Source organism: bacterium (assembly GCA_030647005.1).
Taxonomy (GTDB): domain Bacteria; phylum Patescibacteriota; class Patescibacteriia; order JACPHY01; family JACPHY01; genus JAUSKG01.
Map to the genome: position 1 here is coordinate 36,435 of JAUSKG010000033.1, position 14,150 is coordinate 50,584.

Below are 14,150 nucleotides of genomic sequence, written 5' to 3' on the forward strand. Positions count from 1 at the left end.
ACCGACGAACTGACCACGCATCCCTCCCTCCACACGGGAGGGAGGGATGCGACGAGGATCTCGCATGGCGAAACGATCAGCACCGAACAACAAGCAGGACGGGACCATGGTACGCGTCTCGGTCTCCGAAGCCGCGCGGCTGTTTGGGCTCTCCGCACAGACCATTCGCCGTGCTATCAAGGACGGCGAGATTCGCTACGTCGTCGTGCGCGGAAGGTACCGCATCTCCTTCGAGTCGCTCCTCGAGTGGTCGCAGAAAAAAATGACCACGAAGAACAAGCTCCAGAAACAGGGCATCGGTCAGTACGTGGGACAGTGGCGGATCCGCAACAAGCTCTACTCCCCCAATCCGGGCATGGTTGATCAACCCTAGGGACATCTGCAAAGACGAGACTATTCCCATCCCCCTCCGTCATTTCGACCGAGTGAGTCCGCGAACGCTCCTCTCCGTCATTTCGACCGAGTGAGTCCTCGAACGCTCCTCTCCGTCATTTCGACCGAGTGAGTCCTCGAACGAGTGGAGAAATCTCATCCCATGGCACAATGGCAACGAGATTTCTCGACTCCGCTACCGCTCCGCTCGAAATGACGGGGTGGAGGGGTTAGCTGTGTACTATTGGGAATGAAACATGCTCCCCCTGCGTATCGCAGGGGGAGCATGTTTTGCGCGACTACCACCAAACGTGCTCACACCGCGGAGCGGACGAGACGCGGGGAGAGCGCGTGTACGCGAGCGTACCGATTGACAGTATGCGCGCGGTACCGTTCCGCTGTACACACGGCAATGCGATCCCAGTGGTAGTGTCGGAGCACCGCGCGCTGCGCATCTCCACCGATGCGGGCGAGGTGCGCAGCACCCGAGAGCGCAACTTCGAGTTTGCAGAGGAGATCCCACATGTTGCCGGTCTCAAAGAGCATCCCGCCGATCCGCGCAATAACCTCGCGGTGCTCAGGGATATCCGAGACGATTGGCATCGTTCCGGCCGCAGCCGCCTCGAGCACGGCGAGCGGGAGACCCTCGGAACGCGATGCGTGCACAAATGCGAGCGCGTTCGCGAAGAGTGCTTCCAGCATGAGACCGGACCGCTGCCCGAGGAACAGCACCGCGGGGTCACCCGACGCTGCAACGCGGAGCTCCTCCTCGTACTGCTCGGTGAACGTCGGCGATCCGGCAATGACGAGCTGGATGCCACCGAGGTCTGGCCGCTCGCGACGGAGCTGCCGGAATGCACGAATCACGGTGTGGATCTCCTTGTGTGCAACGAGCCGCGACGCGACAAAGAGGTAGCGCTTCGGGGTAATCCCATGCGACCGCAGCATATCCTGCGCCGCACGGGATCGCGCAGCGGGAGATGGCTCCGCGACGCCATTGGCAATGCACACCGGATGCGCACCGTAGCGCGCCGTGCAGTACGCCGTGAGTACCTCACCGACCGCGATGGTCTCGTGTGGGAAGGTGCACGCCGCCCACTCACCAATCGTGAGCATGGCGCGCGCGACGATGCCCCACTTCGCGTGCAGACGATCCACAGAATGGAACGTGACAAACACCGTGCTCCGCGGACGAAACACCCGCGGCATCCACGCAAGGAGTGCCGGACCAACGCCATGGAAATGGTAGACATCCGCCCGCTCGCGCATCGCATGGAGCGTGGCGAGGAACGTGTGTGAGATGGCATCGAGGTGCTTTGTGCGAACCGATTGGAGTACCACAACGCGAACACCGCGGTAGGTCCGCTCGGTCCCCGGATGCCGATCGAGGTACCACGACCGGCCGTACACGGTCACGGAAAACCCACCCGCGACGAGGCGCTGGCTCAGTGCTTCGACGTGCCGCTCCACACCACCAATGGTGGCCGGCATGCCCTTTGTTCCGATCATAGCGACACGGATCCGTTCCATAGTGCCCGTACCGTAGCACAGAAACGGATTCGTGTCAATGGTGCATCTTTGGCGCTCCCGCGCCAGCTTCAGAGGGAATTCGGAGAGTTCACGGCAGCACCACTCCCCCACTCTCCCGTCCGCGCTGATCGAGCGTGAGGGCGGTGGTGACAGCATCGGCGGTGACCGTCGTCTCGTTTCCCGCAACATCGCGAGAAGTCGCGCGGGTCTCCTCGAGGAGCCGCGGCGTGGTGCCCGCCATGGGTGCAGTCGGTGTGAGTGCGACCTCGAATGACGCAGAAGATGATGGGAACTGCGTGCCAACGGTCTGCGCGAGTGCGGTGACGACCCACGTCACCTCGCGCGTGACGGGATCGAACGCAACGTGGTCACCCGCTGTCGCGGCGACGCGCCCCGTCCACTCCACCCCATCGGCGAGTGCTGCGCGCACGACGACGCGCTCCGCATCCACCAGGAGCGAACGGATGTCCCACGTCACCCAGTACCGCGTGGTCGCGCCCACGCGCGGTGGCAACGGCCCGCGCCCGATCTGATCACCCTCCGGCGTGTAGTACCGCGCGAACGCTGCGAGCCGGAGATTGCCCGCAACGCGAATGACGAGCGGTTCACCAAGAACAGACGCACGGGGCGATCCAATGGCAGCGGGGGTCAAATCCAGAACTGGCGTCACCGTGTAGGAGAAATCCGTCCCATCCGCGAAGGATGACGGGTCTATGCGATCGGGTGCCGTGAGCGTGAAGCGACAGGTGGCGAGATCAGACCGCAACGGACAGTACGCGGCGACACGACCTTCCACGTCACCACCGGTGAGCATGGAAAACTTTGCAAGCGGCCCAGAGACCTCGAGGCCAAACCGTTCACCCGACACGTCGCCCTCGGGGTTGTGGTGGGAGACGGAGAGCTGTAGGGTATCACCGAGCGCGATGGTTCCAGGTCCCTCGATCAACGTGAGTGAGAGCGTCGCGGGCACGTGGACGACGCGGATGGAGCGATCCACCGTCGCCAGTCGGACACCGTTCCGCTCCACATGGATTCGCAGGGGGAATGTCCCAGCGCTCCCCGTCGCGACGACAACTTCCGCGCGCCCCGCACTCGAGGGCGTCGCATGGAGGATCGTCACACCGGTGACGACTTCCGGAACAACCGTCAGGATACCGAGATCATGGGTACCATGCGATGTCGCGTGGATGACGAGCTGTGCTCGCCCATGGGTGGGGATTGTGGGCGGGGCGTTGAGCATCACCTCCGCAGCAATGCCGCGGACGACGAGCCGCGTCGCGGAGGCGCGCCGCTCGGCTTGCCCAACGCCGCTCCCGTGGAACGTCACCTGGAGATCGAGCTCTGTCCCCTCCGGTGCATCGGTGTACGCCGTCAGTGCCACCTGCTGCGCCGCTCCCGGAGCGACACGGTGGTCGAGGCGCACGGTGCTCGTCACGGGATCGAACACCCCCGGCGTCACCGCGACGAGATGAACGGCATCCGGAACCACGAACGCGAACGATGTTTCCGTGAGCTCCACATCGCCGTCGTAGGTCGCCGTCAGAGTCACCGTGAACTCCTCCCCCACGCGCACGCTCGATGGAACCTCCCACGCGAGGTCAATGTTGGAGAAAATATTCGGCCGAGCGATGAGCAACCACGCATTCACGGCGATGAGCGCGACGATGCCCACCGCGAGTCCGATGTCGGCCACGAGGTGCCTGCGCCCGTGCTTGAGGCGCGGGTGGTAGTGTCGCTCGTACCGTCGCTCGGCGGGACGTTTCACCGCGCGGCCGGCCCCCTGGACGCAGTTGATGCAGAGGTTCACCGTCTTCGCCATGATCGGCGGGAGACGGGTGGGACGCTTTGGCGGCTCGATCGGCTTCGGGCGAACCTCAATGATGTCGCGAGGGTCTGGCATAGGAATCATGGTTGCTGTGCAACGGTGAAGACGTGTGTTGACATACCGAGGATCTCATCTCGTCCATCGCCATCGAGATCGGCCGCAGCAACATCAACACCGCCGCGGCGATCTGCGTCGAAAGCGAAGAACTGAACCTGGAGTACTCCGGAGAGCGCGTCGAACACGCGCACGTGCGGCCCGCCACCCGGACCCGCACCGGTAATGATCTCATCGTCTCCATCGCGGTCCACGTCACCGGCAGCCACGCGCACGCCGCCACGGAACCCTGCGGTGTACGCGAGGAACGACGCACCGGTCGGACGGCCGGACCAATCGAGGATGCGCACCTCTGGACGGATACCCGCACCCGCACCAACGACGATGATGGGCCGTGAGAGCCGATCGCGACGCGCTGTCGCGACGGTCATACCGCTCCGTGCCTGCGCGCCGAACGGTGCAAGGTACGGCGTGAGGAGTCGCCCCTCGAGGAGATTGAAGATACCAACACGCGCTCCACGATCGCGCTCTGTAACGACGATCTCCCACGTGCGGTTGTCATCGAGGTCATCGATCGCAAAATCGAGTCCATCGGTGTACACCTCGCCGAACGGTGCGAACTCCCGCACCGTGCGTCCCTGAGAGGCGATGCGGATCCGCCCGCCCTCCGCGGTAATGGTCTCGCGCGCGCCATCGCCATCGAGGTCGCGGTGCTCCACCGTGGCACTCCCCGCCGCGGTGGCATCGTAGGCGAAGAAACCGTTGCGCACCACCCGCCCCGCGTGATCGAAGACGCGCGCGAACGCGCCGTTGGCGAACGGCGCACCGGTGATGCCGATAATCGGCCGGAGGAGCACCGTGCCATCGTGCGGCGCGAGCGTGAGCGATTGAATGATCTCACCGGAGTTCACCGCGGGATCCTGTTCGCCCCGCAGCCGCTCGAATTCTTCATCGAACGCAACGGTGAACGGCTCCGCAGTCGCATTCACGAGCACGATGCCATGGGCGTACTCGCGCCGGTACACGCCTGTCGGGAACGCTGGATCGAATGCACCGCCCGCATCAATGCGGAACGGCTTTCCCACGGGATCACCGAGGAACGCTTCGTACTCATCGTACCACCATCGCTGCGCGTGATCCTGGTCGCCGAAGTCGAAGCTCGCGTACCCGCCGCCGAGGAGGGCGGATGTAAGACCGAAACGCATGAGGCGAAAGTTCTGCCAGACGCCGGTGTTGCCGGTGTTCGTGTTCACCATCGCGAAAACCGGCGCGGTGCCGCGCTCGACGATCGCGAAAAGCGCGCGCATGGACGCGGACCAGTCGCCCTCGTTCGTGTTGGGAAAGTGCTCGAGGAGGAGCCCATTCACGAGGTCGGCGTAGGTAGAGCTCCCGTTCCCCGTGATGAGAAAATCCTCGGGGACGCGCGCGCGCGTCGCGGTGAGGAGCCGACGGGTACCATCCACCCACGCGCGATCGCGCTGCGCCGCAGTCGCGCCGCTGCCAGCACCGGCGAGCGCCAACTCCCCGCGATCGAGCCAGCTGATGGACCCCCAGAGGTTGTCGTAGTACACACCGTCCCACCGCGCGTCCGTGGCGATCTCCTCGGCGACGAACGTCGCGAGCGCATCGGTCCATGCGGGATCCGTGATGTCGAGGAGCCACGTCTGCGGCCACCAGGAGATGCGGTCGCCCACGGCGGAAGTGAGGTACCACGCGTCCGCAATGCGCGCGGCGAGATCGCGCCGGAGTGCCGCTTGCGGATGTGCCGCAGCGTCGCGTCGAATCTCCTGCGCCGTCACATACGCGAAGAGTTTCGCCTCGGGATTCGTGCGACGGAGGAGGTCAAACGCCACCGGCGTGTTCCGTGCAACCTCCATGTCGAGCACGATGACATCCCACCGTGCGAGGTCCCGTGCCTCCTCCTCCGAGAGGTGCCACGCGAGGAAGAGGTTCGCGAGCCGCGGGTACTGGTGCGGCTTGCGCTGAGCACCAACCGGTAGCGAGAGCAATCCCACGGCGAGGAGAAGGACAGCAAACCACGACGCGATGGTGCGTCGCGAGCTGCGCTCACCGTGCGAGGTCGCGGTAGAGCGCGGAGAGTCGTTCGTAGTGCCGTGTTGGTCCATAGTCCTCACTGATCACACGGAGCGCCGCGGTGCGGTACGCCGCTCGCGTCATCGGATCACCGTACACCTTCGCGATCGTCTTGGCAAGCGTCGCGGGATCGCGGGGCGGCACGAGTACTCCCGTCTCACCGTCGCGCACGAGCTCGGGCAAACCTCCGATGTTCGCGGCAATCACGGGAACACCGGCTGCCATGGCCTCGAGGATGCTGTAGGGTGCGTTCTCGTACCACCGCGACGGCACGCAGAGCAGCGTCGCGCGCGCGAGCTCCGTGGCCACCTCGTGTCGCTCGAGCTGACCCAACCACCGGAGATTCTGAATCTGTGCCGCTCGTGTTTTTACCGATGTACCGAGCGGTCCGTCCCCGATCACCACAAAGGGGACACCCGGGAGACGCGCCGCCGCATCAATGAAATCCTCAATCCCCTTCTCCTCCGTCAGCCGCCCGAGGAAGAGTACCGCTCCGCGGTCGCCCGGGCTCCACCCTTCGCTGTCGGTCTCTGGGATCACGAAGTTGGGAATCACCTCCGCTCGCCCCTCCCACCCCCATGCGTCAAGCTGCTCCGCCATGAACCGACTTGGTGCGACCACCGCGGAGAGGTGCTTGCCGTACACGTCGAGCACGGTGTGGTGGAGCGTCATTTCGAGTGCGACCGCAGCCGACGCGCCAAGCGAACCCATGCAGTTGAACCGCACCGCGTTCCAATACTTTCCGCCCTGACATCGCTCACACGGTGATCCTTTCGTGTACATGCGATAGTTCGGACACATCGCCTTGTAGTCGTGGAGCGTCCACACCGTAGGAATCCCGCGCTTCGTGCACTCTGGCAAAATGGACGGCGAAATCTGATGCGCGAAATTCTGGAGATGCACGATGTCCGGCTTGGCTGCATCGAGGAGCGCGCCAAAGCGTTTCGCGGCATCCTTACTCCAGAGCACGCGCGAGAGCTTCTCGAGTGCGCCGGTTTGATTGGGCAGCGCATCCTCCGCCTCCCAGAAGTCCACGTGGGGCATGAAGTGCTCCGACCACGCAGTAGGCCAGTTGCGCTCATCCTCCATCGCGAACGGGATGACCTCATGCCCGTTCCGCTCGAGGAGGTCCTTGAGGAGAAACGTGTACCGTTCGCTCCCGCCTTTCGGGAACCAGAACTTATTGACGAGGACGATCCGCATACATCATTAGTATAGCGCACGCCGCCCCATGCGTCGTTCGCAATGCAGGAGGTGAGACCTCACCGCTCGCGCAGGAGCGATGCGTAGAGTTCCTCATACCGTTCCACGACCCGCTCGATGGTGAACGTGCGTTCGACGTGGCGACGGCCAGCGTGGCCGAGGAACATGCGACGCGGCCGGTCGTCCGCGAGATCGCGAATGGCATCGGCGAGTGCTTTGGGGTCTTCGGGAGGAACGAGGATGCCCGTCTCCCCATCCACGATCGCTTCGCGGAGGCCACCGACGCCGGATGCGATGACGGGGATGCCGCACGCGGATGCCTCGATCGCCGCAATGCCAAACCCCTCCCATCGCGATGGCAGGACGAGGATATCTGCGCGCTGGTAGTGGACGGGGAGGTCGCGCTGCATGCCGAGGAAGCGCACGCGATCGGTGATGCGGAACGTGCGAGCAAGTGCTTCGAGCTCATGACGTTGCGAGCCGTCACCGACAATTGTGAGGTGCATGCGCGGGGAAGCATCGCGGAGGAGCACGAACGCCTCGAGGAGCACGTCATGCCCCTTCTGCGGCACGAGCCGCCCGACGCTCAGGAGTCGCGCGCCATCGCGCGGTCGCTCGGCGACGGGATGGAACCGCTTCGTGTCAACGCCGTTCGGGATGATGACGAACCGCTCGAGCGGAATGCGATCCACGCGGACGCTGTGCGCGCGTACCGCATCGGAGACCGCGATGATGCGATCGGTCCGCTGCGCGAGCCGACGCTTCACCATGCGCTTCACCGGCCCCTCATCGAGATTGACGTTATGCTCCGTGGACACCACATGCGGAACGCCCGCGCGGAATGCCGCGATGCGCCCCCACGTGTCGCCACCAAAGAGGTGCGTGTGCACGATGTGTGGTGTAGGGGTCCGGAGGTCGGCGGTGAGGTGGCGGATCGCCTCGAGACCGATCGTCGTCCGCTTGCCCACGACATCCGTCGGGATGCCCGCCTCATGGAACTCCGCACGGAGCGGCCCACCGCGCACGACCGCGATCACCCGCACATCGAACCGCTTCCGATCCAAACGACGCACGATGTCGAGCACGAGCTGCTCGGCACCACCGATGTCGAACGACGTGAGGATGTGGACGAGGCGGATCATAGCGGTAAACTGCAAGCCGAGAAGTGTCATTGCGAGCCGAGTCCACGAGGCGTGGCAATCCCGGTCATCCAGGGTACCCAGCTCTCACCTTGTGCCGATATGGCCGGGATTGCCACGTCACTCGCGGACTCACTCCTCGCAATGACACGCTTTTACAGAAACCACGCTACGCACGGAGCGCACTCCGCTGCTGCGCGAGACGAGCGGCGACGACGGCGATGCCGATGGGGAGCCAGAGCTTGGAGACAAAGTAGCTCGTATTGAAGAGCTGGAAGACGATGGACCCGCCCGCGCTCGCGAGGAGCGCGAGGAGGATGAGCCGCCACTGCGGCGCGACGGTCGCGGCGCGGTACGCGCGGAGGACGTACGCGAGGAGCGCGACGAGGAGCCAGATAAAGGTGACGAGTCCCAGGATTCCGGTCTCCGCGAGGAGCTTCTGCACCAACCCATGGGCCTCCTGCGGCTCACCAAAATCCGCGATGTACCACCGGTCGCGGGAGACGACCTCCTGGAACGTTCCAACCCCTCCCCCCACGATCGGGTGCTCCGCGAACTGCGCGAGCGCGATGCGCGTGAGCTGGATGCGGTTCGTGTTTGAGCTCTGCGCGACCGTCGTGAGCGAGAAGAGCCCGATGGCGAGCATCGCGGCTGCGAGGACGGGCACCGCATACCCCGCGATCCGCTTCCAGTACATGCCGCGCGCGCGAGCGAACGCAACGAGGAGCACGACACCCTCGACGGTGAGCGTGAGCCAGCCGTTGCGCGAGAACGTGAGGAGCGTGACGAGCGCGAGGAGCACCGTCCCCACGACGTACCACCGCTGCACCATGCCGCGCGCGAACACCGCGAGAAGCACGCCGATGGGTACAACGCTCACGAGGACCTCCGCGATGAGGTTGTGGTTCGTCCCGAGCGGTGTCATCCCGTAGATGATGATCGGCACCGCACGCCGGAACACGCCGGGCGTAGGTGGGAAGACGAGTGACCACACCCCCATCGCCGCAGCGAGGAGTCCCACGACGAACATCACGCGCAGCGTGGTGAAGAGGCGGTGCGGACGGTCAATAATGACGAGCGGCAGCACGATGAACATGAGGTAGAAGAACGACACGGGACGCACGAGGAACTTGACGCCGAGCAGGATGTCCTCCGTATTCGTGAGCGAGAGTGCCGCAGCACCGAGGAAGCAGAGGAACGGCACGATACCGGGCAGTGCACCGATGCTCGGACGCTCGCCGTTTTGCACAAACCGCACGAGGAATCGCACGATGATTGCGATGGTGACAAGCAGCGCGAACGCATCCACGTATGGAATGTTTACGGTGCGACCGACGAAGAGCTGGAGGTAGATGAACGGGTAGCTGAGGACGACGAGGCACCACCCGAACATCGGTCGCACGGCGAAGAGCGCGATGGCCGCAACGAGCACGAATGCGCCCGCGACGAGCGGCGACGCGCCGATTACCACCGCAGCAACCCCCGCGAGGAATGCGGGGGTTGCGAGCTGCTTCCATGTGCTAGGTGTGTGCAGTGCCATGTGACGCCTTGAGGAACCCTGGAGTCAGTATAGCAAACTTCCGACGGAGGACCCAAGCGATGAGGCGCACGGGATGCCGCTTGATTGCGGTACGTGCCGTGCAGATGAGCCAGGAGGGCTGGGGGTGCTTCCGCACGGTGTCACGCGCACGCTGCGCCTGCTCACTCTTCCACAGCGATGCGAACGTCGCGTGCGCCCCGATAGTCCCGAGGACATTGGGGTGCATGACGGACGGGACAACGGTGCCCCACGGATCGAGGAAGAAGAAATCCTCGCCTGCGCGCGTTGGCAGGAGCTGACGACCCTCCGCGGCAAGCACCGCGAGGCCGTGCGCGAAGTACGCGCGCGCCCAGCGCTTGGGGCTCCACGTCGCAAGCTCGCGATCGGCGAGCGTCGTGAACGCGCGGGCAATCGCATCAACGCGGCTGCGCTCGCGGACGTTCGCCTTACCGCCGAAGTAGAACTCCGAGGAGTGCATGAGCGCGCAGGTGAACTGGACACCCTCCGCGCGCGCGACGTCGTAGAGCCGGTGGAGGTGGTCCACGTTCTCGTTCGTCATCGTGTACGCGATGCCGAGGTTCATGACACCAATCTCCTTGAGCGCGCGGAGCGTCGCGATGCACTTGTCGTAGCCCTGCGGGATGCGACGAATCTCCTCGTGCATGTCCCCCACCCCGTCAATCGAGATGCGCACCGCGATGGCCGGATAGAACGCCATGATCTCCGACACGCGCTTGACGATGTGCTTCGTCATGAAGCCGTTCGTCGAGATGGTCATCTGCGCCTTCGGACACGCAGTACGGAGCGTCCGCACGATCTCCACGAGCTGCGGATGGAGTGTTGGCTCGCCACCCGAGATGTTGATGTCGCGCAGCGACGACGGGAGCTTCGCGTAGTCGGCGAGCGTCACCGTCGGCTGGCGCGTCTCCTTCCAGAAGTCGCACATCGTACACCGCGAATTGCAAAGGTACGTCACGGCGATGACCGCATCCTTCGGCAACGCCGGGGAACCAAACGCCCGCCCGCGGGAAACGCGTGCGTACAATGCCTTGATTTTTGTGGTCAATGGTGCTGAAAACATAGAGGTCTCATTACGCCATACCATAGCAAAAAACCATCAAACTGTCAAGTGGCCTTGACACAGCACGAACATAGTGCAAAAGTTCGAGCAGACCTTTTGTACCACAAGGAGACGGAACATGCAGCGACGCTTGTTGGGGCTCGAAGGACTTGTACTCGCCATCATCGGAACCGGCTGCGGCGCGACGATGTCGCAAAGCATTCCGCGTGCAAGCCATGACTACGCGCTCCAGGAGCGCGTCGCACAAGTAGGTGCACGGCTCCTCGCCGCGGCCGGACATGCGGACTCCGCGACGTGGCACTTCTCCGTCTACGATGACCCTCAGCTCGGCGCGGTCGTCTCGGAGTCCGGCTCCATCGCCGTGGAGGCGGGCCTCGCACGACGGTTGTTCAACGACGAGCTCGCGGCGGTCATCGCGCACGAGGCCTCGCATGTACTCCTCGCGCATGCGAATCGTCGGTTCATGGCGTGGTTCTTGACCCAGCTCGCAGTGAGCGGGACAACGGTCGGCCTGAGTGTTGCCACGGATATGCCAGTGTGGGCTGGCATCCTCACCTTCTTCGGCCTCGAAATCGCCTCGATCTACCCGAACGCCGGATACGCGCGGTCGCTCGAGAGCGACGCGGACGAGTACGGCCTCCGACTCCTCTGCGGCGCAGGGTTCCCGAGCGATGCGATGACACGAATGCTCGAGAAAGTACAGGCCTACTTCGCCGACGTGCCCGGCATGGGCGAAGGGACGAGCGCGCTCGCGTCGCATCCGGAAACCGCGCTCCGCATCGCGCGCATCCAATCACTCGCACCGCAGTACTGCACGCGGTGACAAGAAAAGGCCCCCTCCAGATGATGGAGGGGGCCTCGTACTGCTTGCGGGCGGCCTACGGCACGACGAAGGTCGTGAATCCGTTGCCGCCTTGGTTGCTGTTCGGGACGAGCGTGTAGCCCACTCCCGAACCGTCGAAGGTCACCAACGACGGTGCTGCCTCGTCGAGCGCGCCATTCCCATCACGAATGATGAGGTAGGTCGCGATCGTCGGTGTTGCGCAGTCCGTGAGGCACACGTTGAACACGTGGTACCCCGTCACTGCGGTGCCGCTCGCGGTGAGCGTCACGCCGTCCGCTTCGAGCGTGAGCGGGTAGTCGCCGCACGAGTAGGACAGATCGTCCCACGTCGCGCAGAGCTCCGCAGACGCATCCACGAGCGATGCCGACGGCAGTGTCACACGGAACGTGAACGCAGCCGTTGCCGGCGGAGGCGGTGCGCAGGTGGGATCCTCATCCACCATGCCATCGCAATCGTTGTCAATGCCATCGCAGTTCTCCGTTCCACCGACCGTGACGAAGCAGCCGTACTCGCACCCGGTCTCCGCATCGCCGTCAATGTCACGGTAGCCCAGGTAGCAGAACATGTTCGTGAACGCACCATCCACGCATTCCGCTCCCGTGACGTGCAACAGGTTCCAGAACCCGTGGTAGCAGGCACCACAGTGGAACTCGCTCGTGAGGAAGTCGAAATCCTCGTCCGTCTCACCGTCGCAGTCGTTGTCGATCGCGTCGCAGTTCTCCGGCTTCGGTGCTTGTGCACCGATGCAGTCGCCCCACGTCCCATCCGGCTGACACGACGCGTACCCAACGCGACAGGGGCCAATGAGGTGGAGTGCGGGGTCAACGCCGCACGCGATCGGCGCATCCGTTGCGGGATCGCACGCGGTGTTGTTCTCGTCCACGAGGCCGTCGCAGTCGTCGTCTACGAGATTGTACGCCTCTTCGACGGTGCTACCGTCCGAGGAGGCACCGGGATTCGTCGAGCAGGTGAAGGCGAGGTCGCCATCACACTCGTAGAACCCCCACCCGCACCCGCCGAGACCGTCGCATGGAACGCCGATGAAGAAGTCCTCATCTGCCGTCCCATCACAGTCGTCGTCGAACCCATTGCAGAGCTCGCCGGCACCCGGAAAGACGAAGGAATCGCTGTCGTCGCAGTCGCCTGCACAGACGCGATAGCCATCGCCATCGCTGTCGGCTTCGTCCGCAGGGACATCGCCGTCGCACATATCGTCGAGGCCATTGCACGCCTCGTCGGCGAGCGGACCCACGGCACCTTCGCAGCTCGCCCACGCTCCGGCATCGCACCGCTGGATTCCGGCGATGCACCTGCCGACGCGGTGGAGCGCGGGATCAATGCCACAGGGCTGCCGCGCGCCGTCCACGCAGTCACACCCTTCGTTCCGCATCCCGTTGCAGTCCTCATCCACGAACGCTGCGTCGCAGACCTCTGTCGCCGTCGGCCACACCTCACACGAGAGGCAGAAGCCGTCAACGAGTTGATACCCCGCGTCGCAGCTCTCGATGCGGCAGAATCCGTCCACGCACGCTATCGAGGCGTTGAGTGTCTCTATGGCGCAGTTGTTCCCGCACACCCCGCAATTCGTGGCATCCGACGCCACGAGCGCAGGGACGACGTTATCAACCGTGCCATCGCAATTGTCATCCACGTCGTTGCAGGTCTCGACGTTCGATGCGTCATCACTGCCGCCGGAGTCCGTCGAGCACTGCGCACCATCCGGACCGGCGCACTCGATGAACCCGGGACCGCACGCGCCGATGCCCATGCACGGCACACCGACGAAGAACTCCGCGTCCGTCGTGCCGTCACAGTCGTTATCGGTGCCATCGCACGTCTCGAGCGCATTCGGAGAGATGTCCGGATCGCTGTCGTCGCAGTCGCCGTCGCATCCGAGCACTCCGTCTCCGTCGCTGTCGCGCTCGGCATTCGGGATGCCGCCGGAGCAGTCGTCGTCGAGACCATTGCAGGACTCGGACGAATCGGGGAACTGCGCACCGTTGCACGCACCCCACACTCCGTTGACGCAACGCTGCACGCCGAATGCACACTCGCCACGGCATACGCCGCTGTTGAGATTGCACACGGGTGCTTCGGGTCCGCACGTTCGGTACGCCCCATCCGCGCACGCGCACCCCGCATCCACCGTACCGTCGCAATCGTTGTCCACGCCGTCGCACTGGACGGTGGGGCCATCGGTCGGGTCAGCGGTCGAGGTACAGGGATACTCACACCCAGTGAGCTCGTCGCCATCCGCGTCTGCGAACCCCGCGTCGCACGCAGCGATGGTGCACGCACCATCTACGCACACCGAGGTTGCATTCGCGATGTCGCAGTCGTTCCCGCATGCCCCGCAGTTCGCCGTATCCGATGCCACGAGTGCCACGGGGACGTTGTCCACCAGGCCATCGCAGTTGTCGTCCACGGTGTTGCAGGTCTCTGCGGTTCCGACGTATGCCATTCCACCG

The 14,150-nt window shown here is 64.3% G+C and carries 10 protein-coding genes; 2 read left to right on the plus strand and 8 right to left on the minus strand.

Features of this window, described 5'->3' with window-relative positions; translation table 11 throughout:
- Positions 1–64 precede the first annotated feature (64 nt).
- Positions 65–373, plus strand: a complete 309-nt coding sequence (locus tag Q7S96_04730) for a helix-turn-helix domain-containing protein (protein ID MDO8463541.1) — start codon at positions 65–67, stop codon at positions 371–373.
- A gap of 314 nt (positions 374–687) precedes the next feature.
- Here Q7S96_04730 and Q7S96_04735 read toward each other — a convergent pair whose 3' ends face one another.
- From Q7S96_04735 to Q7S96_04765, 7 genes are all read right to left on the minus strand, one after another.
- The gene (locus tag Q7S96_04735; GenBank protein MDO8463542.1) at positions 688–1,902 is read right to left on the minus strand and encodes a glycosyltransferase family 4 protein; all 1,215 of its coding nucleotides are present in this window, start codon (positions 1,900–1,902) and stop codon (positions 688–690) included.
- Positions 1,903–1,990: 88 nt separating this feature from the next.
- Positions 1,991–3,802, minus strand: coding sequence for a hypothetical protein (locus Q7S96_04740; protein ID MDO8463543.1), 1,812 nt, complete (start codon positions 3,800–3,802; stop codon positions 1,991–1,993).
- Between the two features lie 5 nt (positions 3,803–3,807).
- Positions 3,808–5,907: a putative glycoside hydrolase gene (locus tag Q7S96_04745; GenBank protein MDO8463544.1), complete on the minus strand. Its 2,100-nt coding sequence runs from the start codon at positions 5,905–5,907 to the stop codon at positions 3,808–3,810.
- Positions 5,849–7,078, minus strand: coding sequence for a glycosyltransferase (locus Q7S96_04750; GenBank protein ID MDO8463545.1), 1,230 nt, complete (start codon positions 7,076–7,078; stop codon positions 5,849–5,851). The genes Q7S96_04745 and Q7S96_04750 overlap by 59 nt, the downstream gene beginning before the upstream one ends.
- A gap of 59 nt (positions 7,079–7,137) precedes the next feature.
- Positions 7,138–8,220: a glycosyltransferase gene (locus Q7S96_04755; protein MDO8463546.1), complete on the minus strand. Its 1,083-nt coding sequence runs from the start codon at positions 8,218–8,220 to the stop codon at positions 7,138–7,140.
- A gap of 166 nt (positions 8,221–8,386) precedes the next feature.
- Positions 8,387–9,757, minus strand: coding sequence for an O-antigen ligase family protein (locus tag Q7S96_04760; GenBank protein MDO8463547.1), 1,371 nt, complete (start codon positions 9,755–9,757; stop codon positions 8,387–8,389).
- Positions 9,738–10,838: a radical SAM protein gene (locus Q7S96_04765; protein ID MDO8463548.1), complete on the minus strand. Its 1,101-nt coding sequence runs from the start codon at positions 10,836–10,838 to the stop codon at positions 9,738–9,740. Before Q7S96_04765 ends, Q7S96_04760 begins: the two co-directional genes overlap by 20 nt.
- A gap of 118 nt (positions 10,839–10,956) precedes the next feature.
- Between Q7S96_04765 and Q7S96_04770 the strand changes: the two genes are divergently transcribed.
- Positions 10,957–11,661 carry a M48 family metalloprotease gene (locus Q7S96_04770; protein MDO8463549.1) on the plus strand — a complete coding sequence of 235 codons (705 nt, stop codon included), beginning with the start codon at positions 10,957–10,959 and terminating at the stop codon, positions 11,659–11,661.
- A 55-nt stretch (positions 11,662–11,716) separates the two neighbouring features.
- Here Q7S96_04770 and Q7S96_04775 read toward each other — a convergent pair.
- Positions 11,717–14,150: putative metal-binding motif-containing protein (locus Q7S96_04775; GenBank protein ID MDO8463550.1), on the minus strand; the 2,434-nt coding region annotated here is incomplete at its 5' end.